The sequence below is a fragment of the Streptomyces brevispora genome, assembly GCF_007829885.1.
GTDB lineage: Bacteria > Actinomycetota > Actinomycetes > Streptomycetales > Streptomycetaceae > Streptomyces > Streptomyces brevispora.
Genome location: NZ_VIWW01000001.1, coordinates 3,420,124 through 3,443,906, shown reverse-complemented (window position 1 = coordinate 3,443,906; position 23,783 = coordinate 3,420,124). Strand labels below are relative to the sequence as shown.

General features: G+C 70.5%; 24 protein-coding genes. 11 read left to right on the top strand and 13 right to left on the bottom strand.

The genetic code is table 11. The features are described 5' to 3' along the window. Positions 1–31: 31 nt before the first annotated feature. From ispF to FHX80_RS16020, 3 genes are all read right to left on the bottom strand, one after another. Complete coding sequence (ispF, locus tag FHX80_RS16030; RefSeq protein ID WP_244318291.1) at positions 32–628, bottom strand: 2-C-methyl-D-erythritol 2,4-cyclodiphosphate synthase; 597 nt, start codon at positions 626–628, stop codon at positions 32–34. Continuing rightward, a complete protein-coding gene (gene ispD, locus FHX80_RS16025; RefSeq protein WP_145764796.1) occupies positions 618–1,364 on the bottom strand; it encodes a 2-C-methyl-D-erythritol 4-phosphate cytidylyltransferase in 747 nt (248 codons plus the stop codon). The genes ispF and ispD overlap by 11 nt, the downstream gene beginning before the upstream one ends. Before the next feature lie 461 nt (positions 1,365–1,825). After that, positions 1,826–2,308, bottom strand: a complete 483-nt coding sequence (locus tag FHX80_RS16020; RefSeq protein ID WP_006380568.1) for a CarD family transcriptional regulator — start codon at positions 2,306–2,308, stop codon at positions 1,826–1,828. Positions 2,309–2,928: 620 nt separating this feature from the next. On the opposite strand from FHX80_RS16020, the gene FHX80_RS16010 reads away from it, so the two are divergent. Then, positions 2,929–3,618: a copper chaperone PCu(A)C domain-containing protein gene (locus FHX80_RS16010; protein WP_145764795.1), complete on the top strand. Its 690-nt coding sequence runs from the start codon at positions 2,929–2,931 to the stop codon at positions 3,616–3,618. A 114-nt stretch (positions 3,619–3,732) separates the two neighbouring features. Here FHX80_RS16010 and phoP read toward each other — a convergent pair whose 3' ends face one another. Then, on the bottom strand, positions 3,733–4,404 hold the full coding sequence (phoP, locus tag FHX80_RS16005) for a two-component system response regulator PhoP (protein WP_483025193.1): 672 nt from the start codon (positions 4,402–4,404) through the stop codon (positions 3,733–3,735). 5 nt (positions 4,405–4,409) lie between these two features. After that, positions 4,410–5,684, bottom strand: coding sequence for a two-component system sensor histidine kinase PhoR (gene phoR, locus FHX80_RS16000; protein ID WP_145764793.1), 1,275 nt, complete (start codon positions 5,682–5,684; stop codon positions 4,410–4,412). A gap of 201 nt (positions 5,685–5,885) precedes the next feature. Between phoR and phoU the strand changes: the two genes are divergently transcribed. Next, positions 5,886–6,563: a phosphate signaling complex protein PhoU gene (gene phoU, locus FHX80_RS15995; RefSeq protein WP_145764792.1), complete on the top strand. Its 678-nt coding sequence runs from the start codon at positions 5,886–5,888 to the stop codon at positions 6,561–6,563. A gap of 563 nt (positions 6,564–7,126) precedes the next feature. Here the strand turns inward: phoU and FHX80_RS15990 are convergent. Continuing rightward, positions 7,127–8,464, bottom strand: a complete 1,338-nt coding sequence (locus FHX80_RS15990; RefSeq protein ID WP_145764791.1) for an MDR family MFS transporter — start codon at positions 8,462–8,464, stop codon at positions 7,127–7,129. 209 nt (positions 8,465–8,673) lie between these two features. On the opposite strand from FHX80_RS15990, the gene FHX80_RS15985 reads away from it, so the two are divergent. The 3 genes from FHX80_RS15985 (at position 8,674) to FHX80_RS15975 (ending at position 10,206) form a co-directional block, all read left to right on the top strand. Next, entirely contained in the window at positions 8,674–9,435 is a 762-nt protein-coding gene (locus FHX80_RS15985) for a phosphoglyceromutase (RefSeq protein ID WP_145764790.1), read from the top strand. Positions 9,436–9,718: 283 nt separating this feature from the next. Further along, positions 9,719–9,967: a hypothetical protein gene (locus FHX80_RS15980; RefSeq protein ID WP_145764789.1), complete on the top strand. Its 249-nt coding sequence runs from the start codon at positions 9,719–9,721 to the stop codon at positions 9,965–9,967. Then, entirely contained in the window at positions 9,964–10,206 is a 243-nt protein-coding gene (locus FHX80_RS15975; protein ID WP_145764788.1) for a hypothetical protein, read from the top strand. The genes FHX80_RS15980 and FHX80_RS15975 overlap by 4 nt, the downstream gene beginning before the upstream one ends. A 7-nt stretch (positions 10,207–10,213) precedes the next feature. On the opposite strand, the gene FHX80_RS15970 is transcribed toward FHX80_RS15975, so the two are convergent. Then, positions 10,214–10,996, bottom strand: coding sequence for a hypothetical protein (locus FHX80_RS15970; protein ID WP_145764787.1), 783 nt, complete (start codon positions 10,994–10,996; stop codon positions 10,214–10,216). Positions 10,997–11,243: 247 nt separating this feature from the next. Between FHX80_RS15970 and FHX80_RS15965 the strand changes: the two genes are divergently transcribed. After that, positions 11,244–12,260 carry a phosphotransferase family protein gene (locus FHX80_RS15965; protein WP_145764786.1) on the top strand — a complete coding sequence of 339 codons (1,017 nt, stop codon included), beginning with the start codon at positions 11,244–11,246 and terminating at the stop codon, positions 12,258–12,260. Positions 12,261–12,293: 33 nt separating this feature from the next. Here FHX80_RS15965 and FHX80_RS15960 read toward each other — a convergent pair whose 3' ends face one another. From FHX80_RS15960 to mshA, 3 genes are all read right to left on the bottom strand, one after another. Beyond that, entirely contained in the window at positions 12,294–14,018 is a 1,725-nt protein-coding gene (locus tag FHX80_RS15960; RefSeq protein WP_244318289.1) for a glycoside hydrolase family 55 protein, read from the bottom strand. 178 nt (positions 14,019–14,196) lie between these two features. Continuing rightward, entirely contained in the window at positions 14,197–14,706 is a 510-nt protein-coding gene (locus tag FHX80_RS15955; RefSeq protein ID WP_145764785.1) for a type III secretion system chaperone family protein, read from the bottom strand. A 259-nt stretch (positions 14,707–14,965) separates the two neighbouring features. Then, a complete protein-coding gene (gene mshA, locus FHX80_RS15950) occupies positions 14,966–16,330 on the bottom strand; it encodes a D-inositol-3-phosphate glycosyltransferase (protein ID WP_145764784.1) in 1,365 nt (454 codons plus the stop codon). Between the two features lie 208 nt (positions 16,331–16,538). Between mshA and FHX80_RS15945 the strand changes: the two genes are divergently transcribed. The 3 genes from FHX80_RS15945 to FHX80_RS15935 all read left to right on the top strand — a co-directional run bounded on the left by FHX80_RS15945 (position 16,539) and on the right by FHX80_RS15935 (position 20,551). Continuing rightward, positions 16,539–17,315: a class I SAM-dependent methyltransferase gene (locus FHX80_RS15945; RefSeq protein WP_145764783.1), complete on the top strand. Its 777-nt coding sequence runs from the start codon at positions 16,539–16,541 to the stop codon at positions 17,313–17,315. A gap of 239 nt (positions 17,316–17,554) precedes the next feature. Then, complete coding sequence (locus FHX80_RS15940) at positions 17,555–18,661, top strand: C40 family peptidase (RefSeq protein WP_145764782.1); 1,107 nt, start codon at positions 17,555–17,557, stop codon at positions 18,659–18,661. A gap of 546 nt (positions 18,662–19,207) precedes the next feature. Continuing rightward, complete coding sequence (locus FHX80_RS15935) at positions 19,208–20,551, top strand: PP2C family protein-serine/threonine phosphatase (protein WP_145764781.1); 1,344 nt, start codon at positions 19,208–19,210, stop codon at positions 20,549–20,551. Here FHX80_RS15935 and FHX80_RS15930 read toward each other — a convergent pair. The 3 genes from FHX80_RS15930 to FHX80_RS15920 form a co-directional block, all read right to left on the bottom strand. Then, positions 20,533–20,868: a DUF2516 family protein gene (locus FHX80_RS15930; RefSeq protein ID WP_145764780.1), complete on the bottom strand. Its 336-nt coding sequence runs from the start codon at positions 20,866–20,868 to the stop codon at positions 20,533–20,535. The genes FHX80_RS15935 and FHX80_RS15930 overlap by 19 nt on opposite strands. A gap of 115 nt (positions 20,869–20,983) precedes the next feature. Then, the gene (locus tag FHX80_RS15925) at positions 20,984–21,625 is read right to left on the bottom strand and encodes a hypothetical protein (RefSeq protein ID WP_145764779.1); all 642 of its coding nucleotides are present in this window, start codon (positions 21,623–21,625) and stop codon (positions 20,984–20,986) included. Between the two features lie 27 nt (positions 21,626–21,652). Beyond that, on the bottom strand, positions 21,653–22,108 hold the full coding sequence (locus FHX80_RS15920) for a helix-turn-helix domain-containing protein (protein ID WP_145764778.1): 456 nt from the start codon (positions 22,106–22,108) through the stop codon (positions 21,653–21,655). A 244-nt stretch (positions 22,109–22,352) separates the two neighbouring features. Here FHX80_RS15920 and FHX80_RS15915 point away from each other — a divergent pair, with 244 nt between their 5' ends. Both FHX80_RS15915 and FHX80_RS15910 read left to right on the top strand, forming a co-directional pair. After that, positions 22,353–23,462 (top strand): barstar family protein, encoded by a 1,110-nt coding sequence (locus tag FHX80_RS15915; RefSeq protein WP_145767325.1) that lies wholly within the window; start codon positions 22,353–22,355, stop codon positions 23,460–23,462. A 56-nt stretch (positions 23,463–23,518) separates the two neighbouring features. Next, on the top strand, positions 23,519–23,761 hold the full coding sequence (locus FHX80_RS15910) for a hypothetical protein (RefSeq protein WP_244318285.1): 243 nt from the start codon (positions 23,519–23,521) through the stop codon (positions 23,759–23,761). Positions 23,762–23,783 lie beyond the last annotated feature (22 nt).

Sequence of the window (23,783 nt, the reverse complement as noted above, 5' to 3'; positions counted from 1 at the left end):
GGCCGGGCCCGCTGTGCGACTTCCGCGCAGGTCAGACCGTGCGGTAGACCAGCGCGGTCGCGATCCCGGCGACGCCCTCCGCACGGCCGGTGAAGCCGAGCCCGTCGGAGGTGGCGGCCGAGAGCGAGACGGGCGCGCCCACGGCGGCGGACAGGACCTTCTGCGCCTCGTGACGCCGCTTGCCGATCTTCGGCCGTACGCCGACGACCTGGACGGCGACGTTGCCGATCTCGAAGCCCTCGGACCGCACGATCCGGGCCGCCTCAGTCAGCAGCGTGACCCCCGCGGCGCCGGACCACTCGGGGCGCCCGGTGCCGAAGTGCTGCCCGAGGTCGCCGAGCCCGGCGGCCGAGAACAGCGCGTTGCACGCGGCGTGCGCGACGACGTCCGCGTCGGAGTGCCCGGCGAGCCCGGGGCCCTCGCCCTCCCACAGGAGACCCGCGCACCACAGCTCGCGGCCCTCCTCGAAGGCGTGGATGTCGGTTCCGATCCCTACGAGCGGGATCACCGGCGCGGCGCGCTGCCCGGAGGAGGCCGTGCTCTGCCCGGAGGCCGCGCCCTGCTCGGAAGCCGTGCCCTGCCCTGAATCCGTGCCCTGCCCGGGGGTCAGGTGTTCCTCAGAAGCCATCGTTCGCCCTCCTGCGTGCGAGTACCGCCTCGGCCAGGACCAGGTCCAGCGGCCGGGTCACCTTGAACGCCTCCTCGTGGCCGGGTACGACCACGACGGGCGCCCCCAGCTGCTCGACCAGGCCCGCGTCGTCGGTCGCGCCCTCGCCGCCGACGGCGAACCGCTCATGGGCCCGCACCAGCGTGTCGCGGTCGAAGCCCTGCGGGGTCTGTACCGCCCGCAGCCTGGACCGCACCGGGGTGGAGAGCACCGGCTCGGGCTCCCCGGGCGCACCCGGCTCGACCTCCTTGACGGTGTCCGCGAGCGGCAGCGCCGGGACGACGGCGGGCGCCCCGTCCCGTACCGCCTCGACCACGGCGTCCACCGTGTCGACGGGCACCAGGGGGCGGGCCGCGTCGTGGACGAGGACGGCGGAGACATCGGCGGGCAGGGCGTCCAGGCCCAGCTTCACCGACTCCTGACGGGTGTCGCCGCCGGGCACGACGAGGAATTCGGTGCGCTCGGGCAGCGCGTGCTCGTCGAGCAGGTTCCTGACCTCGGGCGCGCCGTCCGGCGGCGCGACGACCACGACCAGGGACACGTGACGGGAGGCCGCCATGGCCCGTACCGCATGGACGAGCATGGGCGTCCCGCCCAGCGCGCGGAGCGCCTTGGGGGCGCCGGGACCGAGCCTTACGCCGCGGCCGGCCGCGGGGATCACGGCGGCGGTGCGGTAAGGACGCGATTGATCAGACATCGGTTGCACTCCGAAGCGTCGGCATGTTTGTCTCCACGGCCGACGTGGGTATGGCCTCAATCGAGCCGGGCGCTACGCCATGACTCGACCGGGACCCTTTCCGTGCCCCCGGACGAGACGAGGACCGCCCCGGCCGCTCGGGATCGGCCTGACACGTCGACTTTCACAAGATCGCGAGCAAAGTACCGGGGGATCGCCGACGAGGCCAACGCGTCGGCGCATCGCGAGCAACATCAGGGATCCTCGGGCCTCACCGCCCGCAGGCGTCTCCATGCCCGGAATCCGGAATGTGTCTGGAATCCACGTGTCCGAAATTCGCAGTCGGACCGCCGGAATCCCGTCATTCGCGCCGCCGGAATCCTGATCCGGACATGCCGCAGGGCCCGACGACACGCCGTTCATACGGCTGGTCAACGGGCACCGCGGCACAATATTCACGCCTTAGACCGGTGTGATCCGGTTCAGGACGCGAGGACCTCGTCCAGCAGGGCCTCGGCCTTGTCCTCGTTGGTGTTCTCCGCGAGGGCGAGCTCGCTCACCAGGATCTGGCGAGCCTTGGCGAGCATGCGCTTCTCACCTGCGGAGAGTCCACGCTCACGCTCACGACGCCACAGGTCACGAACTACTTCCGCGACCTTGATGACATCGCCGGAGGCGAGCTTCTCGAGATTTGCCTTGTAACGACGGGACCAGTTCGTCGGCTCTTCGGCATACGGCGCGCGCAGCACCTCGAAGACCCGGTCCAGCCCTTCCTGCCCGACCACGTCACGCACACCCACGAACTCCGCATTGTCCGCCGGCACACGCACCGTCAAGTCGCCCTGAGCGACCTTGAGCACCAAGTAGGTCTTGTCCACGCCTTTGATCTGGCGAGTTTCGATAGCCTCGATCAGCGCGGCCCCGTGATGGGGATAGACCACGGTGTCGCCAACCTTGAACGTCATGTGACAGGTACCCCTTCCGTGGCTATCCAGAGTAACACGAGAACAGCTTCTCCTGAATGGCGTTTTCGCAGGTCAGGGCATATCTCGGGGCTTGACAACTGCAACACGTACGTGCTGCGGAAGGCTCGCCGGAGACGGTATTCGCAGGTCGGAGCGGCTGTACGGGCGGGGCGAAACGTGGCCGCCACACCTGTCGGAACCTACTCGGAAGCGACCTAACGTCCTGGTTTGCCGGGTTCAGGATGATGAACTTTCCGTACTCCGTTCAGGGATCGATCACTCGTACGGCGGTAAGCGCCGATGGCCAATCAAATTGATCAACGTTCGACCGTCGTGAGGATTATGCGCAATGAATACGCCGAGGTCGCGCCAAGCCCGGTGGAACATCCGCGGGAAGCGCGGGCCGAACGTCCGGAGGAATTGATCAAGCGTGTTATGAGAACGGCACGCGAATCATCACCCCCGGCAGCCCCACGATCCCCGGAGCGCCCCGGGGCGGGTCGGGTGCGGGGCAGGGACGACGGCTCGGTAACCTGACCGCTGACACACACTTGTCGGTCTTCGACACCACTCGCCCGACCCCGTCCGTAAGTCCGCTCGTTCAAGGAGTTGCCGCCGCCGTGAGCCGCAGCCTTCGACACGGCGCTTTCGCCGCCACTGCCATCGCGTTCTCGATCGCCGCGCTCTCCGCATGCGCTGCCGGCGACAACGCGCAGACACTCGAAGTCAGGCCTGACAACGCCGCCACCTCGGTCGGCTTCATCAAGATCCAGAACGTCAACGTCATCACCCAGCCGGTCCGCGAGACCAAGGGCCCGGCCGTCGTGGCCGCGACTCTGTTCAACAACGGCACCAAGGCGGAGACCCTCGACGCCATCACCCTGGCCGGCACCAGCGCGTCCGTGCGGCTGCACGCCGCCAAGGGCTCGGGACCGGTCGTCGTCCCGGCCGGCGGCAGGGTGGTGCTCGGCGGGCAGGGCAACGCCGCCGCGGTGATCGAGAACGGCAGCGAGGACATACAGAACGGCAACGTGCAGAACCTGGTCTTCAAGCTCAGCAAGTCCGGCGACATCACGCTGGGCGCATCGGTCGTCCCGTCCGGCAGCCACTTCAAGGGCTTCGGTCCCAGCTCGCTCCCGGAGCTGCCGAAGACGACCCCGTCGAGTTCGTCCAGCGCCTCGCCGTCCGGCTCCGGCGCCGCCTCCGGGGCCCCCGCCGACTCGTCGGACGCCCCGTCCGATCCGGCGTCGTCGAGCGACACGACCACCCCGACCGACGCGGCGTCCGGCTCGATGCCGCCGAGCAACTGACGGCACTCCCCCGCACACGCGCGTACGGCTGAGGCGCCTCCCGGTCCGGGAGGCGCCTCAGCCGTACTCATCGCCTCGGAGCCTCGGTAACAGCGGCATCGGCGGCGGGCCGGTTTACGGCTCGAACTTGTACCCGAGGCCCCGCACCGTCACCAGGAACCGCGGCGCACCCGGATCGGGCTCGATCTTGGCTCGCAGCCGCTTCACGTGGACGTCGAGCGTCTTGGTGTCGCCCACGTAGTCCGCACCCCAGACCCGGTCGATCAGCTGCATCCGGGTCAGCACCCGGCCGGCGTTGCGCAGCAGCATTTCCAGCAGGTCGAACTCCTTGAGCGGCAGGTCGACCTTGCCGCCGGAGACCGTGACGACGTGTCGGTCCACGTCCATCCGGACCGGGCCCGCCTCCAGGGCGGCCGGGCTGACCTCCTCCGGCTCCCCGCGGCGGCGCAGCACCGCGCGGATGCGGGCGACGAGCTCGCGCGAGGAGAAGGGCTTGGTCACATAGTCGTCGGCTCCTATTTCCAGGCCGACGACCTTGTCGATCTCGCTGTCCTTGGCCGTGACCATGATCACGGGGACATTGGACTTGCTGCGCAGCTGCCGGCAGACCTCGGTGCCGGGCAGCCCGGGCAGCATCAGGTCGAGGAGCACGAGGTCGGCGCCGTTGCGCTCGAACTCGTCCAGCCCGTCGGGCCCGGTGGCCGCGATGGCGACCTCGAAGCCTTCCTTGCGGAGCATGTAGGACAGGGCGTCGCTGAAGGATTCCTCATCCTCGACGACAAGCACTCGGGTCACGGAAGGACCTCCGGGGCAGGGAATGGATCAAGAGTGTCAGGGGCGGCGGCCTGGTACGGCCCCTCGTCGCCGTTGACGATGAGCGGTCCGCCTGATGTGCGGTCCCGATCCCTTGCGGCGCCCGCTTCGGGCAGCCGCAGGGTGAAGGTGGAGCCCTGTCCCTCCGAGCTCCAGACGGTGACCTCCCCGCCGTGCGAGGCGGCCACGTGCTTGACGATGGCGAGGCCGAGGCCGGTGCCACCGGTGGCCCGTGAGCGGGCCGGGTCGACGCGGTAGAACCGTTCGAAGACCCGCTCGCGGTCCTTCTCCGAGATGCCGATGCCCTGGTCGGTCACGGCTATCTCGATCTCGTTCCCGCCGGACACGGCCACCCGGCGGGCGGCGATGCCGACGCGGGTGCGGGCGGGGCTGTAGTTGACCGCGTTCTCGACGAGGTTGCCGAGAGCGGCGGCGAGCTGGCCGCGGTTGCCCCAGACGCGGAGCTCGGCGGTGCCGCCCGCTGCCATGGTGATCTGTTTGGAGCCGGCCTGCTGCCGGCAGCGGTCGATGGCCTCGGCGACCAGTTCGTCCACCCGTACCGGTTCGGCGTCCTCCAGCGGGTCGTCGTTCTGCACCCGGGAGAGGTCGATGAGCTCCTGCACGAGGTTGGTGAGCCGGGTCGCCTCGATCTGCATCCGCCCCGCGAACCGTTCCACCGCCTCCGGGTCGTCGGAGGCGTCCATGACCGCCTCCGAGAGCAGGGACAGTGCTCCGGTCGGGGTCTTGAGCTCATGGCTGACGTTGGCGACGAAGTCGCGCCGTACCGCTTCGATGCGGCGGGCCTCGGTGAGGTCCTCGACCAGCAGCAGCACCAGCCGGGAGCCCAGCGGGGCGACCCGGGCGGAGACCGCGAGGGCCTCGCCCCGGCCGGTACCGCGCCGCGGGAGGTCCAGTTCGACCTGGCGTATCTCACCGTCACGGCGGGTGTCCCTGGCCATGTTCAGCATCGGCTCGACGGAGAGCCGCCCGCCCCTGACCAGTCCCAGCGCATACGCGGCGGAGCTGGCCTTGACGACGCTGTCGCTCTCGTCGAGCACGACGGCGGAGGAGCTGAGCACGGACAGGACCGTGTCGACCCCGGGGGGCAGCGGCCCCTTGCTGTCGGGCCGCAGGGACGTACGCGTCGGCTTCTTCTGGTCGCGCTCGCTCCAGCGGAACGCCAGCATGGCGATCACACCGGTACACAGCCCGGCGATCGCTGCAGCTGCGGCGACCGCCGCGTTCACGTCCATGTGTCCAGGTTATGCGGCAAGACGGACACTCTCCCAGCCATCCGAGTGCCTACTCGAACACTCGTCGCCCAGAGTTCACCGAGGAGCAAGAACTGGTTCACTTGGCCGGTCGGATCCAGACGCGTACCCGGGTCACCGTGGGAGCGTGGGGTTCAGAGCTGGCCCCGGCCTCGGTTTCAAAGGACTGGAGAGGGACTTCCCATGCGTGACGCCTACCACGAGGAACTCGACTCGATCGGCGAGGGGCTGGTCGAGATGGCCCGGCTCGTCGGGTCGGCGATCGGCCGGGCGACGACGTCCATGCTCGATGCCGATCTCAAACTCGCGGAGACCGTGATCGCCGCCGACCAGAAGGTCGACGACCTGCAGCACGACCTGGAGGCCAGGGCCATCGCCCTGCTGGCGCGGCAGCAGCCGGTGGCGACCGATCTGCGGATCGTGGTCACCTCGCTCCGGATGAGCGCCGACCTGGAGCGCTCGGGCGACCTCGCCCAGCACGTCGCCAAGCTGGCCCGGCTGCGCTTCCCGCAGACCGCGGTGCCGCACGACCTGCACGCCACCATCCTGGAGATGGGGCAGCTGGCGCAGCGCCTGATGGCCAAGGCCGCCGAGGTGATCATCACCAAGGACGTCGACCTGGCGCTCCAGCTGGAGCAGGATGACGACGAGATGGACCTGCTGCACCGCACGCTGTTCCAGCACCTGATGGACGACCGGTGGAAGCACGGCATCGAGACGGCCGTCGATGTGACACTGCTCGGCCGCTACTACGAGCGGTTCGCCGACCACGCCGTGTCGGTCGCCAAGCGCGTGGTCTATCTGGTGACGGGCGAGCACGCGGACGAGCTCCAGCAGTCGGCGCACGTGGAGGGCGCGTAGCCGTCGGTCAGCTGTCGCTGGGCCGTCGCTCGGCCGTCGGCCCGCCCGTCGCTCGGCCGTCGGTCACCCGTGGCTCGACTCGGCCGTCGCTCGGCCGGGAAGCGACGGGCGCACGACGGCGCATTTCGTCGCACATACGTTCCTGCGTATGTGCGCCGTTGATGCGCCCGCCCGGGTGGGCATGCAATGGGGTGGGGCGGCACGACTTGTCCGTACGCCCCGGTCGTGGGCCCCGTGCGGGCGTACGGCCCTGTCGTACGCCTTGAGGAGGAACCATGGCCGATTCCCCCACGACCGACCCCCAGGAGACACCCGCCGAAGTGGCGCACGGAGCCGTCCTCGGCGCCTGCGGCTGCGGCTCGGGCTGCGGATGCGGATGCCAGTCCGGAGCCCCGTGCCAGTGCGGCGGCTGCTCGGGCTGACGGGCGCCGAGCGCCCGGAGGAGCCCCGCGCGGAGAACGCTCCGCGCGGGGTGCTCTCCGCGTAGGTCCGCCTACGGCCATCCGGGTAAGGCCGTACGAGTCAGGCCGTCCGAGTCAGGCCGTACGAGTCAGCGTTACGAGTCAGGCCGTCCGCTCCACGGCGGGCTCTGCGGCCGGCTCCACGGCGGGCTCCTGGCCGGTACCGGCTTCGGTGCCGGCCGCGGCGGGGCCGCTCTCCGCCGTCACGTCCGACCCCGGCAGATTGCGCATCAGCAGCCAGTACCCGAACGCCGCCACGGTCCCCAGGGCCGCGCACGTCCCCCACAGCCACTCGGCCCCGAAGCGGTCGATCACCACACCGGACATCAGCGGGGCGATCAGCGCGGCGGCGGCCCAGGAGAGCGTGTACATGCCCTGGTAGCGGCCCCGGCCGTGGGCCGGGGAGAGCTGGACGACCAGGCCGTTCTGCACGGGTGCGTTGACGATCTCGGCGACGGTCCACACGCAGATCGTCAGCGCGTACACGGCGACCGAGCCGGCGAACGCGGTCAGCCCGAACCCGTACCCCGCCAGCAGCGACGACACGATGAGCAGCCGGCGCGGGTCGCGGTGCTGGATGAGGCGGGTGACCGGGATCTGGAGGACCACGATCATCACGCCGTTGACGGCGACGGCGGTGCCGAAGTCGGAGCTGCTGAACCCGTCCGTCCCCATGGCCACCGGCAGCCCCACGTATCCCTGTTGGAAGATCAGGGCGATCACGAACGACAGCCCGACGACCCCCATGAACCGCCCGTCACGCAGCACCGTGCCGAGCCGGACGTCATCGGAGTGCGAGGAGCCAGAGGAGCCCGAGGCGTCGGCAACCGTGCGCGGGGCCTTCTCCGGCCGGGACTCCGGCACCTTCATGAAGACGACGACGGCGCAGACCAGGGTCATCAGCGCCTCACCGACGAAGCCCGCGAGATAGCTGTACTCGGCGACGAACCCGGCACCGGCCGACGAGACCGCGAACCCCAGGTTGATAGCCCAGTAGTTGAGCGAGAAGGCCCGCACCCGGTCCTCGGGCCGGACGATGTCGGCGATCATCGCCTGCACGGCGGGGCGCGAGGCGTTGCTGGCCATGCCGACCACGAAGGCGACGCCGGCGATGGCCACCGGATGGACCATGAAGCCGAGCACCGCCACCGAGACGGCCGTCGAGACCTGCGCGACCAGCATCGTGGGCCGACGCCCGAACCGGTCGGTCATCACCCCGGCCCCGAGCGAGGACACGACCCCGCCGAGCCCGTGCAGCGCGGCGACCAGTCCGGCGTACGAGGCGGAGTAGCCCCGGTCCAGCGTCAGGTACAGGGCCATGAACGTGGCGACGAACGCCCCCAGCCGGTTGACCAGGGTGCTGGTCCACAGCCACCAGAACTCCCTGGGGAACCCGGAGACGGTGTCACGGGTGGCCCGCCTGAGACCGGCGACAGACATGCGGGTTCCCCCCGGGGACGTAAGGAATCGGATCGGCGACGGTAAGAGGCCCGCCTCCGATCCGAACATTACGAACCGCTGCTTCCGCCCTGCCACTCGATTGACGGCTGCCGTCAATCGAAGCCGTCCCCCGGCTCCCCGGCCGGTCCGGCTGTCCGCCCTGTGGCCGGGCGCGCGCGGCCCGCACGGGTTCGATTACGCTCGGGCTCATGGCCGAAGCACCGTACAAGCTGATCCTCCTCCGCCACGGCGAGAGCGAATGGAACGCGAAGAACCTGTTCACCGGATGGGTGGACGTCAACCTCACCGAGAAGGGCGAGAAGGAGGCGGTCCGCGGCGGTGAGCTGCTCAAGGACGCCGGCCTGCTCCCCGATGTGCTGCACACCTCGCTCCAGAAGCGCGCCATCCGCACCGCCCAGCTCGCGCTGGAGTCCGCGGACCGCCACTGGATCCCCGTCCACCGCTCCTGGCGGCTGAACGAGCGCCACTACGGCGCCCTGCAGGGCAAGGACAAGGCGCAGACGCTCGCCGAGTTCGGCGAGGAGCAGTTCATGCTCTGGCGCCGCTCGTACGACACCCCGCCGCCCGCCCTGGAGGACGGCACCGAGTTCTCCCAGAGCGACGACGCGCGCTACGCGACGATCCCGCCGGAGCTGCGCCCGCGCACCGAGTGCCTCAAGGACGTCGTCGTCCGCATGCTGCCGTACTGGTACGACGGCATCGTCCCGGACCTCCTGGCCGGCCGCACGGTCCTGGTCGCCGCGCACGGCAACAGCCTCCGGGCCCTGGTCAAGCACCTCGACGGCGTCTCCGACGCCGACATCGCGGGCCTGAACATCCCGACCGGCATCCCGCTCGCATACGAACTGGACGCGGACTTCCGCCCGTTGAAGCCGGGCGGCACGTACCTCGACCCGGACGCGGCGAAGGCCGCGATCGAGGCCGTGAAGAACCAGGGCAAGAAGAAGTAACAGCTCGCACGACCGAGGCCCCCACCCGCGAACTTGCCGCGCGTAGGGGCCTTGTGCGTACCCGGGGGCCGCGAACGGGCGGGGTCACAACCGTCAAGCGGGGCGTGCTGCACCGTGTCCGTCCCGTCCCGTCGGGGCTCAGCGCACGCTCCCACCCGTCCGGTTCACGTGCGAGGGCGCATCGAGCGGAGCGGGCCGCCATGATTTTGCCCGTCCGGCAGGCCGCGCACCGCGCCGCAGCCGATAACGTGACGGGAGAGCAAGGAGAGCGGGGAGAGCAACCATGGGTGAGCCCCTGAAGACCTTTGTCGGCGGTGCGGAGGTCGAGGTGCCCAACAGCATCCCGGCCATTCGCGCCGCCCTGCCCGAGGTGAGACGCGAGGACTTCGACCGTGCCATCAACGAGGCCGGGGTACATGAGATCCAGGCCGTGATGCGGCACTGGATGCTGGAGGCCGTACCCGATCCGGAGGCCGAGCGGATCCTGGACCGGCTGGCGCGCGACGAGGCCGAGAGGCGGAGCGTCGCTTGAGTTTCCGGATCTCCTACGCTCCGCCCGCCGACGACACCCTGGCCAAGATGCGGGACGGCAACACGTTCCGGGACGAGATGGCGCGCACGCTCGGGCGTGAGCCGTACGGGCACGGGTCGTCCCCCGTCAAGGAGGAGCACGATCGCCGTGAGGCCACCGTCGCCGGGGCGATCGTGCTCTATTACGTGTCCGGATCGGTCCTGACCGTCACCGTGGTGCGGCTCGTCCCGCTGCCCTGACCGGGGCTCAGCCCAGCTTGGCGACCTGCGCGTCGATGACAGCGGTCGGCAGCTCGAAGTCGCCGCCGGAGGAGGCCGCGGCCAGGTTGAACGAGGAGAACGAGGCGACCGTGCCGCCCTGGCGGACCTGCGCGAGCTTCATCGTGTTCTTCTCGCCCTCCGCCTCGATCGCCACCGTCCAGGCGGCGGCGTCCTCGCCGCCCTTGACCTGCTCCTCCGTGATCTTGACGACCTTCTGCTTGGCTCCGGCCGCCTTCAGCGTGAAGCCGGACGCGCACTCGGTCCCGGCGGTCCGCAGAGCGGTCAGCGTCTCCTCGGCACCCTTGCCCTCGTAGGAGGAGAGCGTGGCGAGCGTCGTCGTGATGTCGAACGCGGCCTTGAACGCCTTCTCGGGGTCGGCGCTGTCCTTGTCGCCGCCCTTCTTCGGCTCGCTCATCACCTTGCGCTGGGTGGACGCGGCGGGTGAGCCGGCCTTGACGCCCATCAGGGCGTCGGCGAAGACATCGCAGGCCGCCTTGTCCGCGGTGACGTCACCGGCGGCGACGGCGTCGGCGGGGCCGGCCTTTGTGATCTTGTGGCCCTTGACGTCGCCCTGGGCGAGCGAGGCCTTCTCCAGCTCGGCCGCGGTCAGCGCCTTGGCGGCGGCGGGCTTGGCCGAAGCGGTTGCGTCCGCCTTGCCCTTGTCACCGCTGCCCTTGTCCGCCGTGTCCGAACCGCAGGACGCGGTGAGCAGGGCCAGGGACATCACGGTGGCGGCAACAGCGGTACGGCGTATGGCGGTGGGTCGCATGCCCAAATCCTTCTGTATCAAGACGATTTCACCCGCACGAAAGCAGCCGACGCCGAGGTCGACGCGGCCGAGAAGTTCGTGGGGGTAATGCCAACTCTATGAGTTGGCCATGGTTTGGCAATCCGTCAAACCGGGAACCTGACCAGATCGTAACGACGTCGTGATCACTCCGAGAACGCCCTGAGCTGGGCATTCGCTCCGGCCGGCAGCAGCACGTCCCGGGGTGAACGCTCGAAGGGGTCCGCTGATGCCGATCGATTCCGCCCTGTCCGCCGTGCTCGGTTCCGTGCGGGTGCCACCGAAGCTGATCTCCTCGTACGACCCGCTCACCGGCGGCACGTACAACGCCGTGACCCGGGTATGGCTCACCGATGGCCGGGAGTGGGTGGTGAAGATACCGCCACCTGTGGCCGCCGGGGCACAACTCGGTTACGAGCGCGACCTGTTGGTCAACGAGGTCGCCTTCTGCAGCGCGGCGGCCGGCCTCGCCGACCGGACCGCGGTCCCCCGCGTCGTGCACAGCGGGCTCGACGCGGCCGCCCCCGAGGGCGCGTACGTGATCATGACGGCGTGTCCCGGGCAGCCCTGGCACGAGCTCACCGACTCGATGGCCGACGGGGAGGAGCAGCGACTGCGCGAGGACCTCGGCCGGGCCGTCGGCCGCCTGCACACCGTCCCGGGTCCCGGCGGATTCGGCTACCCGTCAGCGGCCCTGGGCCCGTTGGCGTCCACCTGGCGCCGGGCGTTCACCACGATGACCGACGCCGTGCTGGACGACGCGCTGACCTACGCGGCGAGGCTGCCGCGCGCGGTGCCGGACATCCGCGGACTGCTCGGCGCCGCCTCGTACGTACTGGCGGACGTCACGCGCCCGGCCCTGGTCCACTTCGACCTGTGGCAGGGCAACATCCTGGTCGCCGGGGAGCCGGGGGCGCGGCGGATCGGCGGGATCATCGACGGGGAGCGGATGTTCTGGGGGGACCCGGCCGCCGACTTCGTCTCGCTCGCCCTCTTCGGGGACATCGAGGAGGACAAGGACTTCCTCGCCGGTTACGCGTCGGCGACGGGCGGGCCGGTGGAGTTCGGGGACTCCCTGCGGCTGCGGCTCGCGCTCTACCGCTCGTACCTCTACCTGATCATGCTGGTGGAGACAGTTCCCCGCGGGACAACCGGGGAGGACCTGGAGTGGACGTGGAACGAGGTGGCGCCGCGGCTCGAAGCGGCCCTCGTCGAGGTGGAGTCGGCGCTGCGGGCCGGGGGGTGACCGCAGCACCGACGGCTCGGGGAGTGCGGTTCGTCAGCGCGGCAGGGCCCGTTGGGCGTCGTGCAGGTTCTGCGGGCGGACGGCTTCCGGAGTGCCGTACGCCTCCAGGCGGGTGTGCAGGTCGCCGGTGAAGTCGGGGACGTCGATCTGGTCGAACTCCGTCACCTCGCTGACGCCGACACTCGCGCTGCAGGGGGCGAGGCCGTCGATCCGCATCAGGCCGGCCCTGCCGTTGGTGACCCGGATGTTCCAGTGCGTGAAGCGGGCGCCGAACAGCGGTCCGGCGCTCGCGTCGCCGCCGTGCCGCCCGTTGTTGTTGACGGTGATGTCGGTGCGGACGTTGGCGAACGGCATCCCGCGGTGCGAGTCGAACGTGCCCATCTCCATCGCACCGCGTGACCAGACGTTGTAGCTGGACAGGCCCTCGACGTTGATGCCGTGCAGTTGGGTCCCGGCGGGTGCCGGGACGGTGCGCTGCTCGATGGTGAAGTCCTCGATCAGGTTGTCGTGCGAGCCCTCGCGGCAGTAGTACGGGTGGTGCGAGCCGCGGCCCGCGACCTTCGTGCGCCGCAGGGTGCAGGCGGACGCGCCGATGAGGCCGAAGCCGTTGTCGACGTGGCGGACGGTGATGTCGTCCGCCCAGCAGTCGTACGCGCACTGGAACGCGACGCCGTTGTACCCCTGGTCGAGCAGGTGCTGCGACTGCGGGGTCTCGACCGCTTCGAGCGTGAGCCCCTCGACGCCCGACCCGGTGAGCGGCGCGGCGAGGGTGGTGAGCCGGGGGTCCCACTCGGGGCGGACGTCGAGCGGGAGGGGGCGCTCCAGGGTGACCCTGCGGCCGTGCACGGCGGTGATGCGGACCGGCCATTCGTAGGGGACGTACGAGGTCAGCTTCGTCTTGTCGTCCCAGTAGTACGCCTGCGGGCCCGGGCCGCCGCCCGCCATGTGCTCCAGGAGGGTGTGCGCGGAGTCGTCGGCGAGGCGGAGCAGGACGAGTGCGCCGCGCTTCAGCTCGCGGGTGTCGTCGACGGTGATCGTGCGGTCGCCGAGGCGGGCGGGGGCGACGGTGGTCAGGGTGCGCCACTCGTCGCGCTTGTTGCCGGTCCATCCCTCGAAGGGCCAGTCCTTCGCCTTGATGGCGTCGGTGAGTGAGGTCCAACGGTCCTTGGGGCAGAGCCAGATGAGCCCGCCGGCCCAGGACCAGCTGGACTTGTCGCCGCCGTACCGGCTGCCGTAGACGCCGATCAGTTCGGTGAGGTTCCTGGTCGCGTGCAGCGTGGTGCGGCCGCTGCCCGCGCCACGCACGACGACGTCGCTGTGCCCGATGCGGATGATGTCGTCGATGCGGTACGTGCCCTCGGGGATGAGCACCGTGCCGCCGCCGCGCTCTCCGGCGGCGGCGATGGCACGGTTGATCGCGGGGGCGGCGTCGGCGGAGTTGTCCGGCTTCGCGCCGTAGTGCAGGACGTTGGCGGTGAAGCCGTGGCTGGTGCGGTGGCGGGGGAGGTCGGAGCCGCCTCGGTAGCCGGCCCGGCCGATGAACGGGATCTGCGGGTGGGTGAAGGGTGCCGCGGTGAATTCCCGCCAGAGCGGGCTGGTCTGCGGTCTGCCGCCCGCACCGGCCGCGGCGCGGGTCGCGGTGTCGCCGCCCGCCGCGAACGCCGTCCCGCCGTCGGCCGCTCCGGTGGCCGCGGCTGCGGCGACGGCCACAGCACTGCCGAGCAGTCCACGCCTGCTGATGTTCCCCATGGTCGCCATGAGCCCGATCCGCCTTTCATGGATGTGAACGACGTTCATGTCTGCGTCGGCGGTGAGCATGCCATGGGCCCCCAGCGCGGCGAAAGAGTCGTGCGCCTTGGAATCTTCGAGCAATGTGCGGGCCGGAAACCGCGTTAGGGCGGGGAACCGCCCGGTGGTGAGGCTCAGTTGGTGAGCGTCAGCCGGTGGGGCGCTGAGTCAGATGCGTGAACGCGTCCAGGTTCCGCGTGGACTCGCCGCGCGAGACCCGCCACTCGTACTCCTTACGGATCGCGCTCGCGAAACCGAGTTCCAGGAGGGGGTTGAAGGCGCCGTCGGCGGCCTCCAGGACCGTGCCGAGCAGCCGGTCCAGCTCCTTGGGGGTGACCACGGAGAGCGGCAGCTTGCCGACGAGGTAGACGTCCCCGAGCGAGTCGACGGCGTAACTCACGCCGAAGAGGCGGAGGTTGTGCTCCAGCAGCCAGCGGTGCACCGCCGCGTCGTTCTCGTCGGGGTGCCGGATGACGAAGGCGTTGAGGGAGAGCGAGTGCTTGCCGACGAGCAGCGAGCAGGTGGTGGAGAGCTTGCGGGTGCCGGGCAGCTGGACGACGTAACTCCCGGGCGCGGGGCTCTCCCAGTCGAGCCCGGCGTCGTTGAGCGTCGCCTCGATGACCTGCGTCGTCGCCACTTCACCGGGTACGTCAGCCATGGACCGAGCGTACGTCAGCCGTGGTCCGGGCATGCGTCGGGAGGGGACGGAGGGTGGCCGCCACGTTCCGGGCGTGCGTCGGATCGGAGGGGACGGGCGTACGTCGGGAGGGAGGGGCCGGGCGTACGCCGGGTCGGAGGGGACACAGGCGGGTGGCCGCTCCGAGGCCGTCCGGCGATCGAGGCCGTACGGCGCCCCTCGCGGAGGACGCCTGTCACGCAGGACGCCCCTCACCCGGGGCGTCCCTGCCCCCGCCGCCTCACGCGTGGCGCGACCGCACCCGTCGGCGGTGTTCCTGTATCGCCTCCGTGTACACGTCCGCGGTCGCCGCCGCAGCCGTGTCCCAGCCGAACCGCTGGGCGTGTGCGGCGGCCGCGCCGCCCATCCGGGCGACCAGCTCCGGCGCGTCCGCGAAGCGCCCCAGCGCCTCCGCGTACGCCTCCGGGTCGTGGCCGGGGATCAGGAAGCCGCTGACCCCGTCCCGCACCGCCACCGGCAGCCCGCCCACGGACGCCGCGACGACCGGGGTGCCGGCCGCCTGGGCCTCGATGGCGACCAGGCCGAAGGACTCGCTGTACGAGGGCATGACCAGCACGGACGCGGCCCGGAACCAGTCGGCGAGCTGGTCCTGCCCGACCGGCGGGTGGAACCGCACGACGTCCGCGATGCCGAGCCGGGCGGCCAGCTTGTGCAGCCCCTCCGGCTTGGCGAGCCCGCTGCCGCTGGGGCCGCCGACCACCGGCACGACGATGCGCGACCGCAGCGAGGGCTCACGGTCCAGCAGGACGGCGACGGCGCGCAGCAGCACGTCCGGGGCCTTCAGCGGCTGGATGCGGCCCGCGAAGAGCGGGACCAGAGCGTCCCGCGGAAGCCCCAGCCGGGCCCGCGCCGCGGCCCGCCCGTCGGCCGGGCGGAAGCGTTCCAGGTTGACGCCGGGGTGGACGACGGCCACGGCCCGGGGATCGGCCTCGTAGAAGCGGACGAGCTCGTCCGCCTCCTCCGCGGTGTTCGCGATCAGCCGGTCGGCCGCGCTGACGATCTGGGTCTCGCCGATGACCCGGGCGGCGGGTTCGGGGGTGTCGCCCTCGGCGAGCGACGCGTTCTTGACCTTCGCCATGGTGTGCATGGCGTGAACGAGCGGGACGCCCCAGCGCTGAGCGGCGAGCCAGCCGACATGGCCGGAGAGCCAGTAATGGGAGTGCACCAGGTCGTAGTAGCCGGGGCGCTGGCCGGCCCACGCCTGCATCACGCCGTGCGTGAAGGCGCAGAGCTGGGCGGGCAGCTCCTCCTTGGCCAGACCCTCGTACGGCCCCGCGTCGACATGGCGGACCAGGACGCCGGGCGACAGCTCGACCGACGGCGGCAGCGCGCCGGTGGTGGAGCGGGTGAAGATCTCGACCTCGATGTTGATCGCGGCGAGGCGCTTGGCCAGCTCCACGATGTAGACGTTCATGCCGCCCGCGTCGCCCGTCCCCGGCTGGTGCAGCGGGGAGGTGTGCACGGAGAGCATCGCGATCCGGCGGGGCTTGCGGTGGCCGCCGGGGAAGGAGCCGGAGAAACCGCCGGGGAACCTGAGACGCGGTGCGACACGGCTGCTGCCGAGCCGAGAGACGTACTGGCTCACGTCGTCCGGTCCTCCTCGTTCAGGGCAACTGGGGCACCGACTCGTTCGGGGCATCCCGCCAGGGGGCACACGGTCCCTTCGAAGGGCTGGAACAGCCTGAGCCCTCCTTTCATTTCCACTTTGCCAAATCATTACAGGGCGTTTCCGGCGCGTCGCCGCGACGCCCGTGCGGCGTCCACTCACCACGACCCTCGTTACGCTCTGTGTCATGCGTCCGATCGGCACCGCGACCCGCGGGACCACCAACCCGAACCGGCTGCGCCGCATGGACCGCTGGATCGCCGCCACCCACGGCCCCGCCCTGCGCCGCGCCGACGACCCCGTGGCGGTCGACCTCGGGTACGGCGCCGCGCCCTGGACCGCCGTCGAACTGCTGGAGCGGCTGCGCGGCGCCGAGCCGCGCACCACCGTGGTCGGCATCGAGATCTCCCCGGAGCGGGTCGCCGCGGCGAAGCCGTACGAGCGCGAGGGCCTCACCTTCCGGCACGGCGGCTTCGAGATCCCGCTGCCCCGGCGGCCCGTACTGATCCGGGCGGCGAACGTGCTGCGCCAGTACGACGAGGGCGAGGTCGCCGCGGTCTGGCAGCGGCTGTGCGAACGGCTCGCGCCGGGCGGGCTGCTGGTGGAGGGCACCTGCGACGAGATCGGGCGCCGCCATGTCTGGGTGGCGCTGGGCCCGGAAGGGCCGCGCACGGTGACCTTCGCGACCCGGCTCGGCTCCCTCGACCGGCCGTCCGACCTCGCGGAGCGGCTGCCCAAGGCGCTCATCCACCGCAATGTGCCCGGCGAGCCCGTGCACGCGTTCCTGCGCGACTTCGACCGGGCCTGGGCGGCGGCGGCCCCGTACGCCTCGCTGGGCGCCCGGCAGCGCTGGATCACCGCGGCACGGGCCCTGTCGGGCGACTGGCCGCTGACGGACGGGGTCCGGCGGTGGCGGCAGGGCGAAGTCACGGTGAACTGGGCGGCACTGAAGCCCCGGCAGTAGCCCGACACGCCGGAACGGGGAGGAACTCCCCCTCCACCGGGAACGCCTGCCGGGCACCGTTCGTCCCTGAACGTGAAGGGCGGTACGGGGGCGTGTCCGCGGCATCGGCGACCGGCCGAAAACTGCCGGAGGTGTGTGAGCCTCTGTTGCTTTTCGGTACGGCATGGCACGATCTCGTCGGTGCCATAAGTTACTGACGGTAAATCAGATCTGTTCGGGTCTGTCCGGAGGGGGAGCTCGTGAACCGACGCCACAGTGCGGCCGCTGCGATCACGCTGGTCTGCGCGCTGGCCGTACTGGCCGCACCGGTCCAGGCCTTCGCCGCACCGGCACCGCCCGCGCCGGAACAGCCGGGGATGCCGGGAGTATCGGGGGCATCGGGGGCATCGGGGGCATCGGGGGCATCGGGGAAGAAAAGCCTCGAAGAGGTGCGCGCGGAGATCGACGACCTGTACCGCGAGGCCGGGGCGGCCACGGACGCGTACCTCCTCGCCGAGGAGCGGGCCGAGAAGCAGTCGGGCGAGATCGTCAAGCTCGCGCAGGCCATAGTCGAGGGCCAGGCGAAGATCGCCGAGCTCAAGAGCAGGGCGGGCGCCCAGGCCCGTGAGCAGTACCGCAACGCCGGACTGCCGCCCGGCGCCCAGCTGATGCTCAGCGGCGACCCGCAGCTCTTCCTGGACGGGGTCACCCGGGCCCGCCAGGGCCAGCAGGCCGCCAAGGGGGTCCTGGCTGAACTGAACAGGACCCAGGAGGACCTGAAGACGTACACGCAGGACGCGAGCACCAACTGGACCAAGCTCGAAGCCAACCGCGTCAAGCAGGCCAAGGCCAAGAAGAAGATCAACGCACAGATCGCGGCGGCGAAGAAGCTGGAGTCCCGGCTGGAGAAGAAGGAGCGGGCCCGGCTCCTTGAGCTGGAACAGCAGGCGGAGTACAAGTCCCAGACCGCCTGGCTGAGTTCCGGCGCCCTGAAGGAGATCAACCGCGAGGCGAGCGCGAGCGGCAAGGAGGCGGTGGCCTACGCGACCGCGCAGATCGGCAAGCCGTACGGATGGGGCGACGAAGGCCCCAAGTCGTACGACTGCTCGGGGCTGACGTCCCAGGCATGGGCGGCGGCCGGGCATCCGATCCCGCGCACCTCGCAGGAGCAGTGGCGGCAGCTGCCGCACATCGCCATCAAGGACATGCGCCCCGGCGACCTGATCATCTACTTCGGCGACGCCACGCACGTCGGGATGTACATCGGCGACGGCGCGATCGTGCACGCCCCGCGCCCCGGCCGGAACATCACGCTCGCGGGGGCGGGCTCGATGGAGATCCTCGGTGTCGTACGCCCGGACAAGTGACGGGGCCGGTGACGGGGAAGCCGCGGGGCGAGTAACGGCGTCGGCGACGGGGAAGCGGCGGCACCCCCGCTTAGGGACGGAAGCGGTATCGGCAGCGGCGGTAGCGGCGGCCCGACCTGGGCAAGCGCCGGCCGGCCTCGAGGGAGCCTCAACGGACCCTTGAGACCGGCCCTGGAGCGGGCGGGGAGTGAGCCGGGATCGGACGGAGGCCGGACAGGGACCGGCGGAGGGCCGGATTCCGCACGCGATCCGCACGATGTCCCGCCACCCCCGCCGGGCGCTGATCCGCCCGCGCCCCGCAGCCGTGACCCGCGACACCCGACGGCCACCGCCCCACGTGACCTTTGTCATGTGCCGGAAAGGACTGCGCCCCCGGCATATTCCGCCGGATCTGCGTCCTTCCGCGGCTTACGGCCCCACCCGGAACACCGGCCCCTCGTCGAGCACCATTCCATTGCCGCGTCCCGTACCGCTATCGTCCCCGTCTGGCGGGTCGTCGATCGTCGCTCCGCCGCGCCCTCGGGGGGAGGGAAGGAAACCGATTCGATGCCCGTACCCGTACCGCAGCAGCGTTCCGTTCCCGCTGCGGAGACCAGCTATGGCGCCGACCTCACGCTCCTGGTGATCGAGGACGACCCCGCGGGCACCTTCACCGTCCCGGAACTCCCGGCCGCGGCCGGCACCCGGGTCCGCATCCGTACCGCCCGCAACCTGACCGAGGCGGGCCGGCTCCTCACCGACGACGTGGACTGCGTCCTGCTCGACCTGGCCCTGCCGTCCGCCGGCGAGGCACGCACCCCCCGGGGCGAGGAGGCGGACGGGCTGGCCACCCTCAAGCACGTCCTGCGGATCGCGCCCCGGCACGCCGTACTCGCCCTCATGGCGCAGGACGACCTCGAGTCGGCCGCCGAGGCGGTACGGGTCGGTGCGCAGGACTACCTCTTCCGGGACGAGCTCGACGGCAAGCTGCTCAGCCGGGCCATCCGCTACGCCGTCGAACGCAAGCGCGCCGACGTCGCGCAGCACCAGCTCACCGAGTCCCGGCTGCGGGCCCAGGAGAACGCCCGTCTGGAACGCGGTCTGCTCCCCACACCGCTGCTCAACGGCTCCGACCTGCGCTTCGCCGCCCGCTACCGCCCCGGCCGCAGCCGTGCGCTGCTCGGCGGGGACTTCTACGACACGGTCCGTACACCCGACGGAACGGTCCACGCGATGATCGGCGACGTCTGCGGGCACGGCCCGGACGAGGCGGCGCTCGGCGTGGAGCTGCGCATCGCGTGGCGGGCGCTGACACTGGCCGGACTCTGCGGCGACGAACTGCTCTCCACGCTCCAGCAGGTCCTGGAGCACGAACGGGAGAGCGAGGAGATCTTCGCGACCCTCTGCACGGTCGACATCGCCCCCGACGGCCGCCGCGCGGGCCTCTGCCTGGCGGGTCACCCGGCACCGCTGATCGCCCGCCGGGGACAGGTGGCGCAGCTGCTTCCGTACGAGGACGGCGGCCCGGCGCTCGGCCTGCTGCCGCGCGCCCGGTGGCCGCGCCGACAGGTGGAACTGGGCGGTTCCTGGAGCCTGATGATGTACACGGACGGACTGATCGAGGGCCGGATCGGAGACGGTACGCAGCGCCTCGGGCAGGACGGAATGGTCGCGATGATCAACCGTCAGCTGGCCGAGGGGCTGACCGGCGAGGAGCTGCTGGAGGCGGCCGTCACCCACGTCCGCGAGCTGAACGGCGGCGAGCTGACCGACGATGTCGCGGTCCTGCTGCTCGACCGCGACCAGGAGGTCATGCGCCGCCCGGCGCACAACGGCGACCGGGGCCGGAGCATTCCGCGCCCCTGCCCCGGACAGGTGTCACCCGCAGGCGCTCAACGCCCGCCGTTGTAGGGCCCGTACGGCCCGTCGCTGCTCGAGCCGCCGCGGCGATTGCTGCCGCCCGTGATGGCCTTGAGCGCGGGCCGTACGTCCACGAAGAACACGATGGTCGCGACCAGGCCGGCGATCTGCACGAAGATGATGGGCACCCAGAGGTTCACCACCACCGTGATGCCGAGGATGATCAGCCAGAACGTCTTGGTCTGCTTGTCGGCGGCCCGGTAGGCGTCCTCGCGAGCGACCGCGGCCATGATCAGGGCGACCACGGCGAGGACGAGCATTGCCGTGTAGATCAGCCCGAGGAATGAGTTGAAGCCTGAGAGCAACATGATGTGCACCGCCTAGTACGTCGATGAGCGCCTCGCGGCCAAGGTACCGGGACAACGACCGGGACACCCCAGAAGGTGCCCACCCGTTCTCCCGGCACACCTGTCGGCCATCGCGCTACTTGGCGGTGGGCGGCGTGGTCCTCTTGGCGGCGGGCTTGCGCGCGGGCGCCTTCTTGCCGGGCGCGGGCGACGGCTTGGCCTCCGCCTTGACGGTCCTGGCGGCGGGCGCGGGCTTGGCGACCGGCTTCGGCGCGGCCTTGGTCCCCGCCGCGGCCTCCGGCTTCGACGCCGGCTTGGACTCCTTGCGCGGCTCGACGACGACGGCGATCTCGACGATCTCCTCGGCGGTCTCGCCACGCCACGTCCGCACGGTCTGCTCGCCGCGCTCGGCAACCTTCTCGTACGTCTCCCGGGCCCTGACCGCGTACTCCGCGGCCACGCCCACGCCGCGCAGCGCCAGGTCCTGGGCGCTCTCGCCCAGCTTCTTCAGATCGGTGTCGAACGCCCCGATCACCTCGGTGACCTTGGCCTGGAGGGTGGCCTGCGCCTCCTTGGCCTGCCCGGTCACCTTCTCCTGGACGACCTTGGGGTCGGTGTTGCGCACGGCCTCGATGCGCTCCGGCGCCTCGGCCCGCAGCTGCTCGATCAGTGCCGGAACCTTGCGCGCCTGCTGCACGGCGAGATCGGCCGTACCGGCGGCGAAGTAGAGGGGGGTCGGGTCGGTGAGGGTCTTGCGCAGGTCATCGGTGATGGCCATGACTGTGGTCCTCCCGGATCATCAGACTCAGTGTGAGGGTTTTGAACGCTTTGAAGGTGTATCGGCAGCACTGCCGTCGGCATTGAAGGGCGCGTCCGCACCGGACGCACTCCCCTCCTCACCCCCGGGCTCGTCCTCGAACCCGTTCTCCTTGCGGAAGGACTCGTAGATCTGCAGCAGCACGCTCTTCTGCCGCTCGTTGATCGACGGATCGGCCAGAATCACCGCCCGCGTCTCCAACTCGTCCCGCTCCCGCTCGTCCAGGATCCCGGCCCGTACGTAAAGGGTCTCGGCGGAGATCCGCAGCGCCTTGGCGACCTGCTGCAGCACCTCGGCACTGGGCTTGCGCAGCCCGCGCTCGATCTGGCTGAGGTAGGGATTGGACACCCCGGCGGCATCGGCGAGCTGCCGCAGCGACAGCTGCGCGGTACGCCGCTGCTCACGCAGGTACTCGCCGAGATTGCCGACGTTGAGTGATGCCATACGTCGATGGTGGACCCTCGATGCTAACTTTTGCAAGCAGACGCTTGCAAAAGTGTTCCGAACCACTCGTACGGGCCCGTTGTGCCTGAGCAAGCTAGTTGTCACCTGAGCAGGACAACTGTCACCGATCGGCTTGGCGGACTCCTGCGCGCTTGCGACTTTTCGAGATAGATGACATCGAGTCGTGCTGGCTGACACCGAGCACGTGCGCAGCTGGCCAGCGACGGCCGACTCCGTCGTCGGAATGTGGTCGGGGCATGATTCCGCTGTGCATGAGGACGAGAACAAGCGCGTGAGCGCGCGGTACACGCTGACCGAGACTGAGAACGGCCATGTCTGGGGCGTCTGCGCCGAGGCGGAGGGAATGTTCAGGGAATCCCAGCGCGGGACGTACGAGCTGTTCGGTTGGGTTCCGGAGGAATCAGGCGTACCCACTTGGGTCGGCAGCCGGGTGTGGCTGGTGCCGGACGATGAGGCACTCGACGCCTGGCTACTGGAGGACGCAGAGGGCTTGGAGCAACTCCCCGGGACGGACAGTCTGCTGCTCACCGGCATGGACGACTATGAAGGTCCGCCGGGGGGGCACAGAGGGCGCGTTCGCCTGCACGACGGGCACCGCTGGCTGGGCTCCTGCCGGGAATTCACCCGTGTCCTGTCGCCCGAGCAGGTGCCGCCCCCGCTGGTCCTACGGGGGCTCGCCCAGAGTGATCAGCTGAGAGTGGCGCTGATGAAGGGCACCCGGCGGGCGCTGGATCTGGAGGAGGCTGCTCTGGAGATACGGGACGGCGAAGGTGAGCTACTTACTGATCGGCTGCTGTGGGCCACAGTCAGTGGCTGGCGCCCGTCCGCCTGCGGAGCCGACCTGATCGACCTGGAGCTCGACGGAGGCCGCTTCACACCCGTTCCCGAATACGCCCGGCCCATCTGGGAGCAGTGGCTCTCCGGGCCGCCGGACGCCGTGAACGCCTGGGCCGGCCTCGATACCCGCCGCCGCGGGGCCTGGCATGACCTCGTCCGAGAGCGGGCCTGTCGGCGCACCCACTGCGACCGGCCAACCGGTCACCCCTACGAACTAGACGGCCAGCACATCACCGACGAACCAGCCCTCTACCTGGCACTCGGCGAGGCTATCAACGGGCCCGGCGGTTACTTCGGCGGCTGTCTCGCCGCCCTTGACGACTGCCTGCGCGGCACCTTCGGCTACACCGCCCCCGCCACTCTGCTTTGGCGAGACGCCGCGACCGCACGCGAGTACCTGTCCCACGCCCTGACACCGGATGGCCAGCCTTACGACCTGTTCTCCGCAGTCCTTGAGGCCCTGGACCAGGGTGGCATGGATGTCACTCTGGCATGAGCTCGCGCTGGCGGATCTGACTTCTGACCTCGCGGTCCGTCGGGTTGGATGGCGCCGTGGCGAGACGACACAAGACGAAGAAGAAGTGGCCTCCCTTCGGTATACCGCGGGAGATCATCCTGCTGTCGGGGCAGGACGTATGGCCCTACACGTTCATCGCCGACGACTCGGGTGGCGGATGCGGCAAGGTCGCGATGCCCACCGACGCGGCCCTTGAGGACGTGCAGGCGGCGGTCTTCACGCCGCTGGCGGATCTCACCCGCACCTTCCACGGTGTCGAGATCGGCATCGGGGCTTGACCCGGGATCGTGGACACCGGTT

What these genes read in the sequence shown, in the direction of transcription:
- ispF (WP_244318291.1), bottom strand. Translation starts at nt 628, where the DNA reads ATGGCTTCTGAGGAACACCTGACCCCCGGGCAGGGCACGGATTCAGGG.
- ispD (WP_145764796.1), bottom strand. Translation starts at nt 1,364, where the DNA reads ATGTCTGATCAATCGCGTCCTTACCGCACCGCCGCCGTGATCCCCGCG.
- FHX80_RS16020 (WP_006380568.1), bottom strand. Translation starts at nt 2,308, where the DNA reads ATGACGTTCAAGGTTGGCGACACCGTGGTCTATCCCCATCACGGGGCC.
- phoR (WP_145764793.1), bottom strand. Translation starts at nt 5,684, where the DNA reads ATGGACGTGAACGCGGCGGTCGCCGCAGCTGCAGCGATCGCCGGGCTG.
- phoU (WP_145764792.1), top strand. Translation starts at nt 5,886, where the DNA reads ATGCGTGACGCCTACCACGAGGAACTCGACTCGATCGGCGAGGGGCTG.
- FHX80_RS15990 (WP_145764791.1), bottom strand. Translation starts at nt 8,464, where the DNA reads ATGTCTGTCGCCGGTCTCAGGCGGGCCACCCGTGACACCGTCTCCGGG.
- FHX80_RS15985 (WP_145764790.1), top strand. Translation starts at nt 8,674, where the DNA reads ATGGCCGAAGCACCGTACAAGCTGATCCTCCTCCGCCACGGCGAGAGC.
- FHX80_RS15980 (WP_145764789.1), top strand. Translation starts at nt 9,719, where the DNA reads ATGGGTGAGCCCCTGAAGACCTTTGTCGGCGGTGCGGAGGTCGAGGTG.
- FHX80_RS15970 (WP_145764787.1), bottom strand. Translation starts at nt 10,996, where the DNA reads ATGCGACCCACCGCCATACGCCGTACCGCTGTTGCCGCCACCGTGATG.
- FHX80_RS15965 (WP_145764786.1), top strand. Translation starts at nt 11,244, where the DNA reads ATGCCGATCGATTCCGCCCTGTCCGCCGTGCTCGGTTCCGTGCGGGTG.
- FHX80_RS15960 (WP_244318289.1), bottom strand. Translation starts at nt 14,018, where the DNA reads ATGGCGACCATGGGGAACATCAGCAGGCGTGGACTGCTCGGCAGTGCT.
- FHX80_RS15955 (WP_145764785.1), bottom strand. Translation starts at nt 14,706, where the DNA reads ATGGCTGACGTACCCGGTGAAGTGGCGACGACGCAGGTCATCGAGGCG.
- FHX80_RS15945 (WP_145764783.1), top strand. Translation starts at nt 16,539, where the DNA reads ATGCGTCCGATCGGCACCGCGACCCGCGGGACCACCAACCCGAACCGG.
- FHX80_RS15935 (WP_145764781.1), top strand. Translation starts at nt 19,208, where the DNA reads ATGCCCGTACCCGTACCGCAGCAGCGTTCCGTTCCCGCTGCGGAGACC.
- FHX80_RS15930 (WP_145764780.1), bottom strand. Translation starts at nt 20,868, where the DNA reads ATGTTGCTCTCAGGCTTCAACTCATTCCTCGGGCTGATCTACACGGCA.
- FHX80_RS15925 (WP_145764779.1), bottom strand. Translation starts at nt 21,625, where the DNA reads ATGGCCATCACCGATGACCTGCGCAAGACCCTCACCGACCCGACCCCC.
- FHX80_RS15920 (WP_145764778.1), bottom strand. Translation starts at nt 22,108, where the DNA reads ATGGCATCACTCAACGTCGGCAATCTCGGCGAGTACCTGCGTGAGCAG.
- FHX80_RS15915 (WP_145767325.1), top strand. Translation starts at nt 22,353, where the DNA reads ATGTGGTCGGGGCATGATTCCGCTGTGCATGAGGACGAGAACAAGCGC.